We start from the raw sequence: 18276 nt of genomic DNA on the forward strand, positions 1-18276 counted from the left end.
GTGTCAGGCTGGGTAAGCAGGTGTAAATTTATATATCTACGATGACACTTTTTTTCAGTTGGCCTTTGCCTGGCCCGGCATCTTTTGCGCATGTAGGCGCATCTAGAGGTGACTTTAAGAGCGGCAGTTCGTCTCAAGCTTCAACTGCCGGCAATGTTCAGGCTATCGATCATCGATTGATCGAAGCCCTTTCTGTAACCGCCAGCGGCAAGGGATGACGAGTGCGCCTTGAGCTATTGCAGCATTGGTGCCTACTATTCTCTACGTGCTGGTTGTGAGCGCTATAGGTTTTCTCGTTGTCGAAACCGGCACGGGGTGGCGTAGATGTTCCTTCGCCGGAAAAACATCGGTAAGGTAGGGGTCGAAATCCAAGACCCGCGAGGAGTAGTGATGAGCGAGGCGTTGTCCATCCACCATGACCAGGCTGGTCATCAGTTCGAGACCAATGTGGACGGTCATCGTGCCTATCTGACCTATATGGACCTGGGCAAACAGACCCTGGACATCTATCGCACCTTCGTGCCCAACGCATTGCGCGGGCGCGGCATTGCTGCTGCGTTGACCGAGGAAGCGTTGAAGTTCGCCGAAGAGGCCGGGTACACCGTGATCCCTTCGTGCTCTTACGTAGAGCGCTACATGGAGCGCCATCAGCGCCATGCCGCGAAGCTCTGAATATTGAGTGAGGCGGGACGCGGAGCGTCCATGGCTGCATTCCCACGCAGAGCGTGGGAACGATCAATCAGATGCCGCACACAAAAACGCCGGGCTAAGCCCGGCGTTTTTGTGTGCGCAGTGTAAGGTCAGGTGCGTTTGCGCTTGGGCAACACGTCCTTGAGCTTGGCATGCATGCTGCGCAGGGTGGTCTCGGTGGCTGACCAGTCGATGCAGGCATCGGTGATCGACACGCCGTACTGCAAGTCGGCCAGGTCTTTTGGAATCGACTGGCAGCCCCAGTTCAAGTGGCTTTCGACCATCAAGCCGATAATCGACTGGTTGCCTTCAAGAATCTGGTTGGCGACGTTTTCCATCACCAGCGGTTGCAGGGCCGGGTCCTTGTTGGAGTTGGCGTGGCTGCAGTCGACCATGATGTTCGGCTTGATCCTGGCCTTGTTCAGCGCCTGTTCGCACAGCGCCACGCTGACCGAATCATAGTTGGGCTTGCCGTTGCCGCCGCGCAGTACCACGTGGCCATAGGCGTTGCCCTTGGTGGTGACGATGGACACGCCACCTTCCTGGTTGATACCCAGGAAACGGTGCGGGCTGGACACCGATTGCAGGGCGTTGATCGCAACCGTCAGGCCGCCATCGGTGCCGTTCTTGAAGCCCACGGCCGAGGACAGGCCGGACGCCATTTCGCGGTGGGTCTGGGACTCGGTGGTGCGTGCGCCGATGGCCGACCAGCTGATCAGGTCCTGCAGGTACTGCGGGGAGATCGGGTCCAGCGCTTCGGTCGCGGTCGGCAGGCCCATTTCGGCCAGGTCCAGCAGCAATTGGCGACCGATATGCAAACCATCCTGAATCTTGAACGAGTCGTCCAGGTACGGGTCGTTGATCAAACCTTTCCAGCCGACGGTGGTGCGTGGTTTCTCGAAATAGACGCGCATCACCAGATACAAGGTGTCGGACACTTCAGCCGCCAGCACTTTAAGGCGCTCGGCGTATTCGTGGGCAGCCTTGAGGTCGTGGATCGAGCACGGGCCGATCACTACAAAAAGGCGGTGGTCGGTGCCATCGAGAATGTCACGAATGACTTCGCGGCCCTTGGTCACGGTCTGCAGGGCAGCATCGCTCAAAGGGATTTCGCGCTTGAGCTGATCAGGGGTGATCAGGGTCTCGTTGGATTCGACGTTAAGGTCATTGATCGGTAAATCAGCCATCGTGTTACTCGCCAGGGTCACGGGTGCCGGCCGCCTGCTATCCCCGTGCGGCGGGCACAGCATGATTTGAATGCAGGGGGGAGGAACCTTAGCGCGTAACACGGGGCCGCGACAATGGGCAAAGCCGGCTTTAATCCAGCACCGGCGCCACAAAGGTGTCGTGGGCGAACTCACTGGCATGGCGTGAAACCCACTCACGGGCCATGGTCTCGAGCTGGGCAGGGGTTGGCTCGGCGTCTTCGTGCAGGCGGCAGTAGCGTTCGATCTGGCACACTTGCTCGCCCATGCGCGCACCGAACAAGGCATGTTCATCGGTAAAGGAAATGCCGATACGGTAGCCATTTTCGACTTTGCGACACCAGGCTACATAGCCCGGATAACGGGCGCTGGCACCCAGTGACGGGATGCGCAGATCAACCGCCGTGCCCTGGCGCCAGGCACGCGGGCAATTGCAGGCGACGCCGCCCAGGCCGATAGTGTGCAGGCGTTGGCGGGGAATAGCTGGGGCGGGACGTTGGATTAACTCGACAGCGACATCATCAGGGTGAGGTAAAAAACGACCCATGTACACGGACTCCGAGCACCGTCCAATTGACGGCAGTGGCAGCAGTATAGTGAAGGAACTGGAATTGACCGACCTGGATATTGACCAGCAATTGCTGGGATTGCCAGGTATTTCGCTGCTGGTGTTTACCAGCGTGGGCTGTTCCAGTTGCCGTTGGGCACGCCAGCAACTGCCCGGCTGGACGTTGCCGGTCGAGCGCGTGTGCTGGGTGGATGCCGGGCACAACGGCGGGGCGGTTGAGCGCTACCAGATCTTTCATTTGCCCGCGTTGTTCCTCGTGTGCGAGGGTCAATTCCTTGGGCAATTACAGGCGCGTCTTACCCGGCCCGACCTTGCGGACGCGATTAATCAAGCACTTACCCGTACTCCAGAGGATCTGCCATGACAGCACAGTCGCCCCGCATCGGCATTATCGGCACCGGTGCCATCGGTGGTTTTTACGGCCTGATGCTGGCGCGTGCCGGGTTCGATGTGCACTTTCTGTTGCGCAGTGAATATGCGGCGGTCGCCGAGCATGGCCTGCACCTCAACAGTACTGTGCACGGCAAGTTGCACCTGCACCCTGTGCAGGCCTATGCCCAGGCTGCCGATATGCCGGCGTGCGACTGGCTGCTGGTCGGCACCAAATCCACCGGCAACGTGGAGCTGGCCCCAACCCTTGCCCAGGTCGCCGCACCGGGCGCCAAGGTAGTGCTCCTGCAAAACGGCCTCGATGTTGAAGACAGCCTGCGCGAACACCTGCCATCGTCGCTGCACCTGTTGGGCGGCTTGTGTTACATCGGCGTGCATCGTTCCGGGCCGGGTGTCGTCGAGCATCAGGCGTTGGGCCGGGTGAATCTTGGCTATCACAGTGGCACGGCGGCCAACGATGAGGCGCAGCAGAAGGCCATTGTCGAGGAGGGCGCCGCGCTGTTTCACCAGGCCGGCATCGAGTCCCAGGCCATGGCCAATGTGCACCAGGCCCGCTGGCATAAATTGGTCTGGAATGTGCCGTTCAATGGCCTCTCGGTATTGCTGGGCACCGGCACCAGCGCGATGATGGCCGATGAGTCCAGCCGCGAACTGATCCAGGCCTTGATGACTGAAGTGGTGCAGGGCGCCCACGCCTGTGGCCATGAAATTCCCGGCAGTTACGTCGAGCAAATGCTCACCATGACCGACACTATGGCTGACTACCTGCCCAGCATGTACCACGACCACGTGCACAAACGCCCGCTGGAACTGGCGGCGATCTACGCCCGGCCATTGGCCGCTGCCAAAGCGGCGGGCTGTGAATTGCCATGCATGCAGGCGCTCTACCAGGCCTTGAGTTTTATTGATCGGCGCAATCGCTGAATTGGGGAGAAACACTATGGCGAAAGGATTGGGCGACAAACTGGTGCTGGCGATTTCGTCGCGGGCACTGTTCGACCTGAGCGACAGCCACAAGATCTACCTGAACGAAGGGGTGGAGGCGTATCGCAAATACCAGATCGAACACGAGGAAGAAACCCTCGAACCCGGCGACGCCTTCCCGCTGGTCAAAAAGCTCCTTAGCCTTAACGCCAGCCTCGGGCGTGCCCGCGTCGAAGTGGTGCTGGTGTCACGCAACAGCGCCGACACCGGTTTGCGCGTGTTCAATTCGATCCAGCATTACGGCCTGGATATTTCCCGCGCCGCTTTCGTAGGAGGGCGTAGTCCATATCCTTATTTGGCCGCGTTTGGTTGCCATTTGTTTTTGTCGACCCATGCTGAAGATGTGCGCAGCGCCCTGGATGCTGGTTTCGCTGCGGCGACGATTCTGTCCGGCGGCGCGCGCCGGGCATCGAGTGAAGAACTGCGCATTGCATTCGACGGCGATGCGGTGCTGTTTTCCGATGAGTCGGAGCGCGTGTATCAGGTCGGTGGGATAGAGGCGTTTCATGCCAGCGAGCGCGAGTCGGCACGCGAGCCTTTGCACGGCGGTCCGTTCAAGGGCTTCCTGGCGGCGCTCAACCTGTTGCAGCGCGAGTTCGCGGACGACGCCTGCCCGATCCGCACCGCCCTGGTCACCGCGCGTTCGGCGCCGTCCCATGAGCGGGTGATTCGCACCTTGCGCGAATGGGACATCCGCCTGGATGAGTCACTGTTCCTTGGCGGCCTGGAGAAATCCGCGTTTTTGGAGGCGTTCGCCGCCGATGTGTTTTTCGACGACCAGGCCGGTCATTGTGAGAAAGCCAGGGAGGTGGTAACCACCGGGCATGTGCCCCATGGCATCAGCAATGAGTTGAAAATCCAGACCGAGAGCTAGCTGCTAAGCTCAATCAATCCCCGCCATCCTGGCAGTCCAGGAGGTTCTATGATTCGTTCGATGTTGTATGCCACGGACCTCGGTCTGTATGCGCCGTATGTCATGCAACATGCGCTGGCGCTGGCCCGGACGTTCAAGGCGGATTTGTATGTGATTCATGTGGTCGAGCCGATCGGGTTGTTCGCCGAATCGGTGTTGCAAAGCTACCTTGATGAGAAGGCCCTGAGTGAATGGCAGAGCCAGGGCCTGAACACGGTGATGGCGACCATTGAGCAACGGGTGCTCGACAGTTTTCGCGAGGAGTTGGGGGAGGGCGAGCAAGACCTGCAGTTGATTCGCTCGGTGCGCGTGATCCAGGGGGACCCGTGCGAGGTGATTCTCGACCAACTGCGTAAACTTTCCGTTGACCTGTTGATCGTAGGTAGTCATAGCCACACAACCGCGACCGCCACACCGCTTGGGCGCACGGCGGCGCGGGTACTGCAACTGGCCACAGTGCCGGTTTACATGGTGCCGTCGCTGCAGCGTCGACGCACTGATGACACGTGATGGGTAAAAACGATAAAAAGTTCTAGATTTATCTGTCTGACCTTTAATATAGTTATATACCGTCGCTGATACCCGTGGCGTCTATCCGCTTTGAGGGACATATATGAAGCTTCAACAACTGCGCTACATCTGGGAAGTGGCGCACCACGACCTCAACGTTTCCGCTACCGCTCAAAGCCTTTACACCTCGCAACCCGGTATCAGCAAGCAGATCCGCCTGCTCGAAGACGAGCTGGGCGTCGAAGTATTCGCGCGCAGCGGCAAACACCTGACCCGTGTGACCCCGGCCGGTGAGCGCATTATCACCACCGCCGGCGAGATCCTGCGCAAAGTCGAAAGCATCAAGCAGATCGCCCAGGAATTCTCCAACGAGAAGAAAGGCACCCTGTCGATCGCCACCACCCACACCCAGGCGCGTTATGCCTTGCCGCCGGTGATCCGCGATTTCATCAAGCAATACCCCGATGTGGCCCTGCACATGCACCAGGGTTCGCCGATGCAGATCGCCGAGATGGCTGCTGACGGCACCGTCGATTTTGCCATCGCCACCGAAGCCCTTGAGCTGTTCGGCGACCTGGTGATGATGCCGTGCTACCGCTGGAACCGTTGCGTGGTCGTGCCCCAGGGCCACCCGTTGGCCAAGCTGCCGAAGCTGACCCTCGAAGCCCTGGCTGAATACCCGATCGTCACTTATGTGTTCGGCTTTACCGGCCGCTCCAAGCTCGATGAAGCCTTCAGCCATCGCGGCCTCACACCGAAAGTGGTGTTCACCGCCGCTGACGCCGACGTGATCAAGACCTACGTGCGCCTGGGCCTGGGTGTGGGTATCGTCGCCAAAATGGCGGTCGACACCAACCTCGATAAAGACCTGGTCGTGCTCGACGCCAGCGAATTGTTCGAGTCCAGCGTGACCAAGATCGGCTTCCGCCGTGGCACCTTCCTGCGTGGTTTCATGTGCGACTTCATCGAGAAGTTTGCACCGCACCTGACCCGTGAAGTCATGGCCAAGGCGATCCAGTGCCATAACAAGCAGGAACTGGAAGAGCTGTTTGACGGCGTTGAATTGCCCGTCCACTGATATTGATTATTGCAGGTGTGGCGAGGGAGCTTGCTCCCGCTGGGCTGCGTAGCGGCCCCAAAAAGCTTGCGGGCGCTGCGCACCCGAGCGGGAGCAAGCTCCCTCGCCACGGTAAGCCCCTGTGCTTAGAGTGGTTTACTTGGCCTCGGTAACCGTGAAGTGTTGCCGGGCGCCCGCCACCAGAATCTCCACCTCATCACCCTCGAACTTGCCCAGCAGGCTTTTGCCCAGGGGCGAGCGCGGGGTGATGACGGTCACCGGCTGGCCCACCACATCGACTTTCAAGCCTGCCGCATCCGGCGCCAGGAACAGCCACTGCTGGCGGCTGTTCTCGTCCTCCAGGCCTAGTAGCGTGCCGACCTCAATCCCGCGTTGATCATCGTAGGCGCGTAGTTGCAGGTTCTGGCACAACGCCAGCGCTTGCTTGATCTCTTCGACGCGTTTGGCTTGCCCGGCCGCGAGGTAGGAAGCTTCCAGCCCCAAGGTGTCGTACTTGTTCTCCGCGATGTTTTCTTCGTGGGTCGCGGTTTCGTAGGCGGTCTGTGCGGCACGCTGAGCGATGTCGAGGTCGACGCTGAGTTTTTCCAGGATCAACTGGTGAACGGCATGTTTATTCATGAGTGTGCTGGGTCATTCGCAAAATTGCAGGACATTCGCCTTGCTCTTTTCATTGGGCGCGTTCTGGTCTTGTTGCAGCCAGAACTGGCATTTGGGGTTAGACAGGTTGCGCGCATTGTTGCGCGCCTGGTCCAGGGTTTGTTGTTGTTCCTGCTTGCGCAGGTTCTCGGTGTATTGCTCGAACATACGGTTCGGCGGCTCCGGCGCCACAGCGGCCGGTTTGCCCATCTGTTGAACGGCTTGTTGAACCGCTTGAGCCACGGGTGCGAGGCTTTGCGGGAACAGGTAGCGCGAGGCCAGCCAGGCGGTCAGCACAATGGCGATAAACCCCAGCCACAGGCCAAAGGCCACGGCAGCACTGAGCTTGAACAGCGACAACGGACGTTCGGACATGTTGGCCTCCTGGCAGGCATTGACGGCGTGGCGGCGATTGTCGCACAGCCACTGTGCAGAATAATCGCGATCAAGCCTTCTGCATCGGCGCATTTATGCGGACAATCGAGCCTTTGAATGTTGGAGCCCGGAATGAAAGCCCGCTGGGATATTTTTTGCAGCGTCGTCGACAACTACGGCGACATCGGCGTGACCTGGCGCCTGGCCCGGCAGTTGGTGGTTGAGCATGCGTGCGAAGTGCGCTTATGGGTCGACGACCTGCGCGCCTTCGAACGCATGTGCCCCGAAATCGAGGTGCAGCGCGATCAGCAATGGCAGGAAGGCGTTGAAGTGCGTCACTGGTCGGCCGACTGGCCGCAGACGCCACCCGCCGACGTTGTGATCGCCGCCTTCGCTTGCCAGTTGCCGCCCGATTATATGGAGGCCATGGCCGCGCGCGAACGCACGCCGTTGTGGATGAACCTGGATTACCTCAGCGCCGAAGACTGGGTGGTGGGTTGCCACCGTCTGCCGTCGGTGAAGTTCAAGGGCGTGCAAAAGTACTTCTTCTTTCCGGGGTTTCGTCCGGGCACGGGCGGGCTTTTGCGTGAAGGCGGGCTGTTGGAGCAGCGTCAGGCATTTCAGCATGACGGCGCAGCGCGACAACAATTCCTGCAGTCGATAGGCGTCGTTCCGGCAGCCGGTGCGCGGCTGATGTCGTTGTTTGCCTATGAAAATGCCGGGCTCGCCAGCTGGCTGGACGTGTTGGCGACGGATGGGCATGCCACTCATCTGTTGGTGCCGGAAGGCCGCATCCTCGGCGACGTGCAGCGCTGGCTCGGTGTCGAGGCGCTGGCGGTGGGCGATGTGCATCAACGCGAGGCGCTGACCGTGCAGGTGCTGCCGTTCGTGCGCCAGGAACAATATGACCGCCTGCTGTGGTGCTGCGACTTCAACGCCGTGCGCGGCGAAGACTCGTTCGTGCGTGCCCAATGGGCAGGGCGGCCGTTGCTGTGGCACATCTATCGCCAGGACGAAGACATCCACCTGGACAAGCTCGACGCCTTTCTGGCGCTGTACACCGCCGCGTTGTCGCCCGCCGCCAAGGTCGCTGTGGTGACCCTGTGGCAAGCCTGGAACGCTGATGGCGATATGGCACAAGCGTGGAAAATGCTCATGGAACACTGGCCGGAGGTACACCTGCACGCGCAAACCTGGTGTCTGGAACAAGGCTTGCAGGCCGATCTTGCGACGGCGCTGGTACAGTTTTATGAAAGTTGGATATGATACGCCACCTTGAATTTTGTAAATCCCATCCAAATTTCGGATATATGCAATGAAAACTGGTAAAGAACTGAAACCCGGTACAGTGATCCGTCTCGAAAACGACCCTTGGCTGGTTCAGAAAGCTGAGTTCACCAAGTCTGGTCGTAACAGCGCAATCATGAAGACCAAGCTGAAGAACCTGCTGACCGGTTACAAGACCGAGATCGTCTACAGCGCCGATGACAAACTGGACGACGTGATCCTCGACCGCAAAGAAGCGACCCTGTCCTTCATCAGCGGCGACACCTACACGTTCATGGACACCACCGACTACACCATGTACGAGCTGAACGCTGAAGATATCGAAGCCGTTCTGCCGTTCGTGGAAGAAGGCATGGAAGACGTCTGCGAAGCGATCTTCTTCGAAGACCGTCTGGTTTCCGTAGAGCTGCCGACCACCATCGTGCGTAAAGTTGCCTACACCGAAGGTTCCGCTCGCGGCGACACTTCGGGCAAGGTGATGAAGCCTGCCAAACTGGCTAACGGTACCGAGCTGCAAGTTGCTGATTTCATCGAAATCGACGACATGATCGAAATCGACACCCGTGAAGGTGGTTCGTACAAAGGTCGCGCCAAGAAGTAATTCTGGCCCAACCGTACGACAAAAAAAGCCCGACCTGGCGTCGGGCTTTTTTGTGCGCGTGTGTAAATCAGACCGTCACGTGCAGGCGCACATCGACGTTGCCACGGGTGGCGTTGGAGTACGGGCAGACCTGGTGCGCGGCGTCGACCAGGCTTTGCGCCTCGTCTTGTGCCAGGCCCGGCAGGCTGACGTGCAGGTCGATGTCCAGGCCGAAACCGCCGGGGATTTGGCCGATGCCGACGTGGGCGGTGATCGAGGCGTCATCCGGGATTTTGCGTTTTGTCTGGCTGGCGACGAATTTCAGCGCGCCGATAAAGCAGGCCGAATAGCCGGCGGCGAACAGTTGCTCGGGGTTGGTGGCCTGGCCGCCAGCGCCGCCCAGTTCTTTTGGGGTGGAGAGTTTGACGTCGAGGATGTTGTCGCTGGAAACAGCGCGACCATCACGGCCGCCGGTGGCGGTGGCTACTGCGGTATAGAGCGTTTGCATGGTGTCGTCCTCTTTTGGTTTAGCGCTAAATGTTTGCGCGCTAAGTAGTTGGTGAGGCGAATATATAGCGCTAATATTTAGCGCGCAAGATAAATATAAAAATATTTGATGGGCTCAAAAAAACAAATGTGGGAGCGGGCTTGCCCGCGATGGCGGTGAATCAGTTAGCACATCTGGCGACTGACACACCGCCATCGCGGGCAAGCCCGCTCCCACATTCAGATTTTTAGTGTTTGGAAAATCGCGTCAGACAGCACCCTGCAAATTACTACGCAACGCAATCAGATCCGCCTGTAGCTTGCGCAACTGCTCAAGCTGCATACCGCTCGCCCCCAGAATGCACTGCGGAATCCCCATTGCCTTTTCCTGCAAGGCACGTCCCGCTTCGGTCAGTTCCACCACCACCACCCGCTCATCTTCACGCTTGCGGGTGCGGCTGAGCAGGCCTTCGGCTTCCAGGCGTTTGAGCAATGGCGTGAGGGAGCCCGGGTCGGTGAGCAAGCGGTGGCTGATTTCGCCGACGGTCAAGCCATCCTCTTCCCACAGCACCATCATGGCCAAGTACTGCGGGTAGGTCAGGCCGAGGGCTTGTAGCAGCGGCTTGTAGACTTTGGTCATCAGCAACGAGGTGGAGTGCAGGGCGAAACACAGCTGGTTGTCCAGCATCAGGTTTTCGCACGGGTTGGGATTTTTACTCATGGTGCTGCCTTAAAAAGCGTGTATGCCCAGGAATCTAGCGGGCAAACCTTTAATGCGCCAGATAATTCTGGCGCACCGGTCAGACCAGGCCGCTTTGCAGCGCCAGATCCCATGGCGGCACAGGGCTGAAACGCGATTTGAGGTATTCCAGCAGCAAACGGCTGCGCGCATTCGGTTGCTGTTCCAGGCGCAACGCGTAGATGCCAGCGGTTTCCGGGCTGGGCAGGCCGTTTTCGCAAAACAGCGGCAGCAACTCGCCGCGCACCAGGTATTCGCTGGCCAGCCACGTGGGCAGGTGGGCGATACCCAGCCCGGCAAGGGCGCCAGACAGTAGGGCTTCGGCGTTGTTGGCGCTCATGCGGATACGCCGCGGTCGGTAGAGGGTGCGGCGCCCATCCAGTTCGAAGCGCCACGCGAACATCGGCGCCAGGCCGTCCCAGTCCAGGCCATCGTGCTCGCTCAGCTCGCGTGGGTGGCTGGGCGTGCCATGGCTTTTGAGGTATGCCGGGCTGGCACAGGCGATGCGCACAATGCTCGCCAGGGGCGTGGCCACCAGGCGAGTGTCAACGATATGCCCGGCGCGCAGCACCAAATCGACTTTGCCCAGGTGCGCGCCCTGCATATCGACAAAGCTGTCGATCAAGTGCAGGTGCACATCGAGCCCAGGGTACACATTCAAAAAGTCGGCAATTACCGGCGCCAAGTGCCGTCGACCAAAGGCGGCCGGGGCGTCCACCCGTATCAAGCCTTCCGGCGCATGGCTCAAGGACACGGCTTCGGCACGGGCCAGCTGCAATTCGCTGACGATCCGCCGCGCCCGCTCGGCGAAGGCCAGGCCCGCCGGCGTGGGCAGCACCGCGTGGGTGCTGCGCTGGAACAGGCGGCTGCCCACCGAGCTTTCCAGGCTGTCGATGCGCCGCGCTACCGCCGATGGTGTCAGTGGGTGGCGGCGCGCGGCGGCGGAAAAACTGCCGGTCTCCAATACATCCAGAAACAGGCTCAGTTGCTCGGTCAGAGTGTTGGGGTTCATGGGTGTGCGCTTATGCGAGATTGGCACAGCCATTGTGCGTTGCTGTGCGTTTCCACGCTATAGCCGACTGCGTAGCATGCAAGGCCTGGGCTTCTGGAGTGGTGAGCGGTGATGGATTTGGCGATGTATCTGGTATTGGGCGCGGCGCTCGGTACGGTCGGCGGGTTGTTTGGCATTGGTGGCGGGCTGATCGCAATTCCGGTACTGGGCGTGTTGTTCGGCCTGGATCAACAGATTGCCCAAGGCACGGCCTTGGTGATGGTCGTGCCCAACGTGATGCTGGCGTTGTGGCGTTACCATCAACGCAACCGGATTGAATTGCGTCACGCGCTGCCGCTGGGGGTCATGGGCTTCAGCTTTGCCTGGCTGGGTTCGATCTGGGCGGTGGGCCTGGACGCCGGGGCCATGCGCATCGGCTTCATCGCGTTCTTGCTGACGCTGGCGGCGTACAACCTGCTGCGCCTGTTCACCCGCAACGCACCGCCGACTGCGCAAATGCGTTATTCCTGGCCATGGCTTGGCGTGCTGGGTGCTGCGTCCGGTTCCATGGGCGGCTTGTTCGGCGTGGGCGGCGCGGTGGTTGCCACGCCGGTACTGACCAGCCTGTTCGGCACCACCCAAGTGGTTGCGCAAGGCTTGTCGCTGGCCCTGGCATTGCCCAGTACCAGTGTGACGCTGGTCACCTACGCCTGGCACCATGAAGTGGACTGGATGATCGGCGTGCCGCTGGCGGTGGGTGGCCTGCTGAGCATCAGTTGGGGCGTGAAAGTCGCCCATGCGTTGCCGGAGCGTGTGTTGCGCGGGCTGTTCTGCGCTTTCCTGGCGGTGTGCGCGGTGATGTTGACCTTTAAAGTCTGAAGCCTTCGACGATGTATTGCGCCAGGCATTCGGTGATCGGCGAGGTCATTGCCGGGTTGCGTAACAAGTGCAGGTTCATCGAGGGCAGTGGCGGGAAGCCGTCGTCGCTGCTCAGGATTCGCAAGTCGTCGGTCACCAGGCTTTCCATGCACACCATCACTGCCAGGCCAGCGTTAACCACCGCCTGGATCGCCGCCACATTAGAGCTGTGGTAGGCCATGCGATAATCACGCCCGGCCGCATCCAGCGCTGCACGGGTCCACTGGTAGTAAAGGCAGTCAGTACCGGAACCGGCCAGGGGCAATGCATCGTGCTCGTCCACGCAGAAGCAGGGCGCGGCCGCCCACACCATGCGCTCGGTGCGCAACAACTCGCCGATTTCCTTGCCGGGTTCACGGCTGATGACGGTCAGCGCCAAGTCTCTGCGCTGCATCAACACCGATGACGACTCACAGTGCATCTCGATCTGGATCAGCGGGTAGGCCTTGGAAAACTGTTTGAGAATGCCCGGCAGAAAACGCATCACGTAGTCATCCGGCGTGCCGATGCGCACCAATCCCACCATATGCGGTTCGCGCAGGGTGTTGAACACTTCACTGTGCAGTTTCAGGATGCGCCGTGCATAACCCAGTAATACCTCGCCTTCCGGCGTGAGCCTTACTTGGCGGCCATCGCGCTCGAACAACTTGCGTTGCAGCACGTCTTCTTCCAGCCGCTTCATCTGCATGCTCACCGCCGATTGCGTGCGGTTGACCAACTCGCCGGCGCGGGTAAAGCCGCCCTGGTCGGCGATGGCGACGAAGGTGCGCAGTACGTCGGTGTCAATGCTTGGGTAGCTGGACAATTGATCAATCTCAGAGATGTATTGCATAAGAAACATTCGTTGGATTGATCATAAGGCCAGGCACACACTTGCGCCATCCCCACTGGAGGGCGAGAAGATGAAAGGTCAGAAAGGTTTTGTGTTGCTGGGCAAGCGCCCGTTTTCCGTGCTGCTTCGCAGCATTGCCCGCTGGCAGGCGCTGCATGAGGAGCGCCATGCCCTGGCAAGCTTGAGCGATGAAGCGCTTAAGGATATTGGGCTTAACCGCAGCGATGTCGAGCAGGAGCGTCATCTGCATTTCTGGCAAGACCCGCTGCGAAAATAAGCCAGGATGCAGTAGGGTGGTCGGCGAGCTCACACGGAGAGACCCATGCCCGCCGACCTGTCGTTTTCCCTCAAGCAAGCACGCCGCATGGCGCTGGTGGCCCAGGGATTTTCCGGGCGCCAGGCGCCAGCATTGATCAAGGCTGCGCACCTCAACCGTTTGATTGAGCGGTTGGGTGTATTGCAGATCGATTCGGTCAACGCCGTGGTGCGCTCCCATTACCTGCCGCTGTTTTCGCGCCTGGGCCATTACTCCCCGTTGATCCTTGAACACGCTGCCTGGAGCCAGGGCCGGCGCCGCTCGTTGTTTGAGTATTGGGGCCATGAGGCCTCCTTGCTGCCCATGGCGCTGTACCCGTTGATGCGCTGGCGCATGGAGCGGGCAAAGTTAGGGCAGGGCATCTATTCGCAGATGGCGCGCTTTGGGCGTGAGCAGCAGGCCACCATTCAGCGCGTGCTGCACACGGTCGAGCAGCAAGGCGCATTGGGCGCGGGCAGCTTGTCGACCCGCGAGGAGCGTGCCGGCCCCTGGTGGGATTGGAGTGAGGAAAAACACGCGCTGGAATGGCTGTTCGCCGCCGGTTTGGTCACCGTCGCGGGGCGGCGCGGTTTTGAGCGGCTCTATGATTTGCCGGAACGGGTCATTCCCGCCGATATTCTTCACGCGTCTGTGAGCGAAGCCGAAGCTCAGCGCGGTTTGCTGCTGCACAGCGCGACTGCATTGGGCGTCGCCACCGAAAAAGACCTGCGCGACTATTTCCGCCTGGACCCCGCCGACAGCCGTGGCCGCCTGGCCGAGTTGGTCGAGGATGGGCAGTTGCAGGTGTGCCAGGTGCAGGGCTGGAAGCAGGCGGCTTACTGCCTGCCTGAACCCAAAGTGCCACGCAAAGTGCCCGCAAGCGCCTTGCTCTCGCCGTTCGATTCATTGATCTGGGAGCGCAGCCGCACCGAGCGTCTGTTCGATTTTCGTTACCGGCTGGAGATCTACACCCCGCAACACAAACGGGTGTATGGCTACTACGTGCTGCCGTTTTTGCACAATGAGCGGATTGCCGCGCGGGTTGACCTGCGCGCCGAACGCGCCAATGGGCGCCTGGCAGTGCACGCGGTGCACGAGGAAGAACCGGGGCTGGATGAGGAAGGGATGCAGGCGTTGGCCCTGAATCTGCGGCAGATGGCGGGCTGGCTTGGGTTGGAGCAGGTGCAGCTCAACTGCCAGCGGCCGAGTGCGGCGCGGCTTCGGGTGGCGATGTTGCAAATATGAGTTGTCGAGGGCTTTTGTGGCGAGCGGGCTTGCCCCGCGTTGGGCTGCGAAGCAGCCCCATCACAAACACCTCGGTATATCTGGAAGAACGGGGTGGCTGGTTTCAGGGTGGCTTCGCCACCCAACGCGGGGCAAGCCCGCTTGCCACAACAAGCCTATGAGTCAGCGTTTGACTTGCTTCAACGTCTCGGCAATCAAAAACGCCAATTCCAGCGACTGATCGGCATTCATCCGTGGGTCGCAATGCGTGTGATAACGGTCAGACAAGCCATCTTCGGTAATCGGCCGCGCGCCGCCAATGCATTCGGTGACGTTCTGCCCGGTCATCTCGATATGGATCCCGCCGGCATAGCTGCCCTCGGCCTGGTGGACCTGGAAGAACTCCTTCACCTCGCCAAGAATCTGCGCAAAGTCGCGGGTCTTGTAGCCGCTGCTGGCCTTGATGGTGTTGCCGTGCATCGGGTCCGAACTCCACAGCACCTGCTTGCCCTCGCGCTGTACCGCACGAATCAGGTTGGGCAGGTGGTCGCCGACCTTGCCGGCGCCCATGCGCGCAATCAGGTTGAGGCGGCCTGGGTCGTTGTCCGGGTTGAGGATGTCGATCAGGCGGATCAGGTCCTCAGGCTTCATGCTCGGGCCGACCTTGACCCCGATCGGGTTGTTGACCCCGCGCAGGAACTCGACGTGGGCACCGTCCAGCTGACGGGTGCGGTCGCCGATCCAAAGCATATGGGCCGAGCAGTCGTAGTAGTCGTTGGTCAGGCTGTCGCGGCGCACGAAGGCCTGTTCATAGTTCAGCAGCAGCGCTTCGTGGGCGGTGAAGAAGCTGGTTTCGCGCAATTGCGGCGAGCTGTCCATACCGCAGGCGCGCATGAACGCGAGGGTTTCGTCGATGCGATCGGCCAGTTGGCTGTATTTTTCGGCCAGCGCGGAGTTGGCGATAAAGTCCAGGTTCCACTTGTGCACCTGGTGCAGGTCGGCAAACCCGCCCTGGGCAAACGCGCGCAGCAAATTCAGGGTGGCAGTGGACTGGTGGTAAGACTGCAGCAGGCGGTCCGGGTCTGGCACGCGGCTTTTTTCGTCGAAGCCGATACCGTTGACGATGTCGCCACGGTAGGCGGGCAGGGTGACGCCGTCGATGGTTTCATCGTTGGCCGAACGCGGCTTGGCAAACTGGCCGGCCATGCGTCCAACCTTGACCACCGGGCAACCGGCGGCGAAGGTCATCACGATCGCCATCTGCAGCAGCACCTTGAAGGTGTCGCGGATTTTTGCAGCAGAAAACTCGGCAAAGCTTTCGGCGCAGTCACCACCTTGCAACAGGAAGGCGCGGCCCTGGGTCACTTCGGCAAACTGACGGCGCAATTCGCGTGCTTCCCCGGCAAATACCAGTGGCGGGTAGCTGGCCAGGCTTTGCTCCACTTGCAGCAAGTGCGCAGCGTCCGGGTACTGGGGTTGTTGCTGGATCGGCAGGGCGCGCCAGCTGTCGGGGCTCCAGGGTTGGCTCATCATGAACTCGATAGGTTGATTGACGGTCGGGCGCCAATGTTAGCAGCAATTAGTGCGTGACCTGTTGCCGCCGCTTGGCCGACAATCGCGCCTTTGCCGTGCGGTAAACCCTTTAGGAGTAGTGATGAGCGAGGAGCGTGTCGAGCGCCTGCTGGCTGAAGTCCATGATGATTTCGGCATGATTCGTGTGCTCGAAGTGGCTGATTACCGTTTTCTCGAGTTTGGCGATGCCATCGAGCAAAGCTGCGTGTTTACCGCCGACCCGAGCTGGCTCGAGTACGACTACACCCGCGCGATGTTGATTGGCGCGTTGTGCCATGAGCAACCGGAAAGCGCGCTGTTCCTCGGCCTGGGCGCCGGTACGCTGACCCAGGCGTGCCTCAAGTTTCTGCCGCTGGAAGACGTCGAGGCCATCGAGCTGCGCCCGGATGTGCCGCGCCTGGCCATCGAGTACCTGGGGCTGGATGACGACCCGCGCTTGTACATCCGTATTGGTGACGCGTTGCAATTGCTCGATACCGCCGAGTCGGCCGACTTGATTTTCGTCGACTTGTATACGGATGTTGGCCCAGGCGTCGGGCACCTGGCCTGGACCTTTCTGGAAAACTGCCAGAAAAAACTCAACCCGGGTGGCTGGCTGGTGATCAACCAGTGGGCGACCGATGACGGTAAACCATTGGGTGCGGCGTTGTTGCGCGGGTTGTATCACCGGCATTACTGGGAACTGCCGGTGAAGGAGGGCAATGTGATTTTGCTGGTGCCATCGGAGCTGGATCAGGAACTGGATATGGCAGCGTTGTCGGACCGCGCCGAGGCGTTGGCGCCGCGGTTGGGGTATTCGTTGCAGGCGTTGATCAAGGCGATTCGGCCGGCGACTTAGTTGCCCGTACTGACGCCATCGCGGGCAAGCCCGGCTCCCACAGTTGAATAGCATTTTCCGGTTGAAATGCATTCCACCTGTGGGAGCGGGCTTGCCCGCGATGAGGCCCGCACAGCCTACTCAAATCCCCTTGAACACCCCCGGCCGCTTCTCAACCATCGCCCGCACACCTTCTTTGGCATCTTCACTGTTCAACAATTTCTCCACCACCACCTGCAACCCGGCCGCCGCCACGGCTTCACCTTCCATGCGTGCCTGGCGCGCCGACATCAACGTCGCCTGCACGCCCAGCGGTGCCTGGCGGGCAATGCGGCTGGCCAGTTCGATGGCGCGCGGCAGCAGGTCTTCACTGGCCATCACTTCCTGCACCAGCCCCAGACGCAGCGCCTCATGGGCGTCGAACTCATCGCCGGTCAGCAGCCAGCGCATCGCGTTGCCCCAGCCGGCGATCTGATGAAAGCGCAGGGTCGCGCCGCCAAACGGGAAAATCCCGCGCTGCACTTCCATCTGCGCAAAGCGCGTATTGCTGGCACAGAGGTTGATATCCGCCGCCAGCATCAATTCGATGCCGATGGTCAGGCAGTAACCCTGGGCCGCGACGATCACCGGTTTATTGACGCGGGGGCCGGCAAACACGCCCCACGGATCGCAGCCGCCCAACGGTGGTTGCCAGCCTCCCGACATCACGCCACTGACATTGGCCAGGTCCAGCCCGGCAGTAAAATGTTCGCCGTGGGCGAATACCACGGCCACGCGAGCGTCGTCGTTTCGATCAAATTCGCCATAGGCCAGGCTCAGCTCATTGAGCAGGTCCAGGTCAAAGGCATTGCGCTTGGCCACTCGATCCAGTCCCAACAGCAGGACATGACCCTGTAATTCACGGCTGACGCGACTGCTGCTGGCTTGATTCATCGGGGGTGGCCTCGGGGGCTTGGGTAGGGTTTTAGACCAGTGGGCCTTAATGGGCAGGTGAACCGTTTAAGTGTTGTGACCAACAGGGCCGGGCCTTTGAAAAATAGACCTTGGCGCGGGTATACGCAAAGAAGGTGACGCAGCGCGGTATATCGGCACTTTCGGATAAAAAAAGCTCCCTTTTTCAGCTATTTCCGGTATAGTGCGCGCCGGCCTTTAACCGGGCCGCGTTTAGGTAGCGCAATTCCCCGAA

22 protein-coding genes are annotated in these 18276 nt (G+C 60.3%); 12 read left to right on the forward strand and 10 right to left on the reverse strand.

What is annotated here, in order from left to right; translation table 11 throughout:
• Positions 1 to 390: 390 nt before the first annotated feature.
• Positions 391 to 672 carry a GNAT family N-acetyltransferase gene (locus HU759_RS09480; RefSeq protein ID WP_003189869.1) on the forward strand — a complete coding sequence of 94 codons (282 nt, stop codon included), beginning with the start codon at positions 391 to 393 and terminating at the stop codon, positions 670 to 672.
• Between the two features lie 128 nt (positions 673 to 800).
• Here the strand turns inward: HU759_RS09480 and HU759_RS09485 are convergent, their stop codons facing one another.
• Both HU759_RS09485 and HU759_RS09490 read right to left on the reverse strand, forming a co-directional pair.
• On the reverse strand, positions 801 to 1877 hold the full coding sequence (locus HU759_RS09485) for a 3-deoxy-7-phosphoheptulonate synthase (protein WP_017136144.1): 1077 nt from the start codon (positions 1875 to 1877) through the stop codon (positions 801 to 803).
• Between the two features lie 130 nt (positions 1878 to 2007).
• A complete protein-coding gene (locus HU759_RS09490) occupies positions 2008 to 2442 on the reverse strand; it encodes a PilZ domain-containing protein (RefSeq protein WP_186617330.1) in 435 nt (144 codons plus the stop codon).
• Between HU759_RS09490 and HU759_RS09495 the strand changes: the two genes are divergently transcribed.
• The 5 genes from HU759_RS09495 to cysB all read left to right on the forward strand — a co-directional run bounded on the left by HU759_RS09495 (position 2441) and on the right by cysB (position 6338).
• The gene (locus HU759_RS09495) at positions 2441 to 2827 is read left to right on the forward strand and encodes a hypothetical protein (protein WP_017136146.1); all 387 of its coding nucleotides are present in this window, start codon (positions 2441 to 2443) and stop codon (positions 2825 to 2827) included. The two genes, HU759_RS09490 and HU759_RS09495, sit on opposite strands and share 2 nt — an antisense overlap.
• On the forward strand, positions 2824 to 3777 hold the full coding sequence (locus HU759_RS09500; RefSeq protein WP_186617331.1) for a putative 2-dehydropantoate 2-reductase: 954 nt from the start codon (positions 2824 to 2826) through the stop codon (positions 3775 to 3777). Before HU759_RS09495 ends, HU759_RS09500 begins: the two co-directional genes overlap by 4 nt.
• A gap of 16 nt (positions 3778 to 3793) precedes the next feature.
• The gene (locus tag HU759_RS09505) at positions 3794 to 4711 is read left to right on the forward strand and encodes a 5'-nucleotidase (RefSeq protein WP_017136148.1); all 918 of its coding nucleotides are present in this window, start codon (positions 3794 to 3796) and stop codon (positions 4709 to 4711) included.
• Positions 4712 to 4759: 48 nt separating this feature from the next.
• The gene (locus HU759_RS09510) at positions 4760 to 5260 is read left to right on the forward strand and encodes a universal stress protein (protein WP_017136149.1); all 501 of its coding nucleotides are present in this window, start codon (positions 4760 to 4762) and stop codon (positions 5258 to 5260) included.
• Between the two features lie 103 nt (positions 5261 to 5363).
• Positions 5364 to 6338 (forward strand): HTH-type transcriptional regulator CysB, encoded by a 975-nt coding sequence (gene cysB / locus HU759_RS09515; protein ID WP_003189876.1) that lies wholly within the window; start codon positions 5364 to 5366, stop codon positions 6336 to 6338.
• A 135-nt stretch (positions 6339 to 6473) separates the two neighbouring features.
• On the opposite strand, the gene HU759_RS09520 is transcribed toward cysB, so the two are convergent.
• Complete coding sequence (locus HU759_RS09520) at positions 6474 to 6956, reverse strand: GreA/GreB family elongation factor (RefSeq protein ID WP_069788694.1); 483 nt, start codon at positions 6954 to 6956, stop codon at positions 6474 to 6476.
• Positions 6957 to 6968: 12 nt separating this feature from the next.
• Positions 6969 to 7349 carry a hypothetical protein gene (locus tag HU759_RS09525; RefSeq protein ID WP_069788695.1) on the reverse strand — a complete coding sequence of 127 codons (381 nt, stop codon included), beginning with the start codon at positions 7347 to 7349 and terminating at the stop codon, positions 6969 to 6971.
• Positions 7350 to 7481: 132 nt separating this feature from the next.
• Here HU759_RS09525 and earP point away from each other — a divergent pair, with 132 nt between their 5' ends.
• Positions 7482 to 8615 (forward strand): elongation factor P maturation arginine rhamnosyltransferase EarP, encoded by a 1134-nt coding sequence (gene earP, locus HU759_RS09530; RefSeq protein WP_138452415.1) that lies wholly within the window; start codon positions 7482 to 7484, stop codon positions 8613 to 8615.
• Between the two features lie 49 nt (positions 8616 to 8664).
• Complete coding sequence (locus HU759_RS09535; protein WP_017136152.1) at positions 8665 to 9237, forward strand: elongation factor P; 573 nt, start codon at positions 8665 to 8667, stop codon at positions 9235 to 9237.
• Between the two features lie 67 nt (positions 9238 to 9304).
• Here the strand turns inward: HU759_RS09535 and HU759_RS09540 are convergent, their stop codons facing one another.
• From HU759_RS09540 to HU759_RS09550, 3 genes are all read right to left on the reverse strand, one after another.
• A complete protein-coding gene (locus tag HU759_RS09540) occupies positions 9305 to 9724 on the reverse strand; it encodes an organic hydroperoxide resistance protein (protein ID WP_076017342.1) in 420 nt (139 codons plus the stop codon).
• 246 nt (positions 9725 to 9970) lie between these two features.
• Positions 9971 to 10423: a MarR family transcriptional regulator gene (locus tag HU759_RS09545; protein WP_017136154.1), complete on the reverse strand. Its 453-nt coding sequence runs from the start codon at positions 10421 to 10423 to the stop codon at positions 9971 to 9973.
• A 79-nt stretch (positions 10424 to 10502) separates the two neighbouring features.
• On the reverse strand, positions 10503 to 11453 hold the full coding sequence (locus HU759_RS09550) for a LysR family transcriptional regulator (RefSeq protein WP_058422841.1): 951 nt from the start codon (positions 11451 to 11453) through the stop codon (positions 10503 to 10505).
• Between the two features lie 108 nt (positions 11454 to 11561).
• Here HU759_RS09550 and HU759_RS09555 point away from each other — a divergent pair, with 108 nt between their 5' ends.
• A complete protein-coding gene (locus HU759_RS09555; protein ID WP_065929730.1) occupies positions 11562 to 12311 on the forward strand; it encodes a sulfite exporter TauE/SafE family protein in 750 nt (249 codons plus the stop codon).
• On the opposite strand, the gene HU759_RS09560 is transcribed toward HU759_RS09555, so the two are convergent.
• A complete protein-coding gene (locus HU759_RS09560; RefSeq protein WP_032865497.1) occupies positions 12301 to 13182 on the reverse strand; it encodes a LysR family transcriptional regulator in 882 nt (293 codons plus the stop codon). The two genes, HU759_RS09555 and HU759_RS09560, sit on opposite strands and share 11 nt — an antisense overlap.
• A 70-nt stretch (positions 13183 to 13252) precedes the next feature.
• Here HU759_RS09560 and HU759_RS09565 point away from each other — a divergent pair, with 70 nt between their 5' ends.
• Together HU759_RS09565 and HU759_RS09570 are read left to right on the forward strand one after the other, a co-directional pair.
• Entirely contained in the window at positions 13253 to 13459 is a 207-nt protein-coding gene (locus HU759_RS09565) for a DUF1127 domain-containing protein (protein WP_026013616.1), read from the forward strand.
• Between the two features lie 45 nt (positions 13460 to 13504).
• Positions 13505 to 14722, forward strand: coding sequence for a winged helix-turn-helix domain-containing protein (locus HU759_RS09570; RefSeq protein ID WP_170038975.1), 1218 nt, complete (start codon positions 13505 to 13507; stop codon positions 14720 to 14722).
• A gap of 162 nt (positions 14723 to 14884) precedes the next feature.
• Here the strand turns inward: HU759_RS09570 and HU759_RS09575 are convergent, their stop codons facing one another.
• Positions 14885 to 16231: a 3-deoxy-7-phosphoheptulonate synthase class II gene (locus HU759_RS09575; RefSeq protein WP_017136160.1), complete on the reverse strand. Its 1347-nt coding sequence runs from the start codon at positions 16229 to 16231 to the stop codon at positions 14885 to 14887.
• A 124-nt stretch (positions 16232 to 16355) separates the two neighbouring features.
• Between HU759_RS09575 and HU759_RS09580 the strand changes: the two genes are divergently transcribed.
• A complete protein-coding gene (locus HU759_RS09580) occupies positions 16356 to 17111 on the forward strand; it encodes a spermidine synthase (RefSeq protein ID WP_017136161.1) in 756 nt (251 codons plus the stop codon).
• A gap of 120 nt (positions 17112 to 17231) precedes the next feature.
• On the opposite strand, the gene HU759_RS09585 is transcribed toward HU759_RS09580, so the two are convergent.
• The gene (locus tag HU759_RS09585) at positions 17232 to 18023 is read right to left on the reverse strand and encodes a crotonase/enoyl-CoA hydratase family protein (protein ID WP_017136162.1); all 792 of its coding nucleotides are present in this window, start codon (positions 18021 to 18023) and stop codon (positions 17232 to 17234) included.
• Positions 18024 to 18276: the final 253 nt, after the last annotated feature.

Origin of the sequence: Pseudomonas sp. OE 28.3 (assembly GCF_014268205.2) — a bacterium.
In the GTDB taxonomy this organism is placed as follows: domain Bacteria; phylum Pseudomonadota; class Gammaproteobacteria; order Pseudomonadales; family Pseudomonadaceae; genus Aquipseudomonas; species Aquipseudomonas edaphica.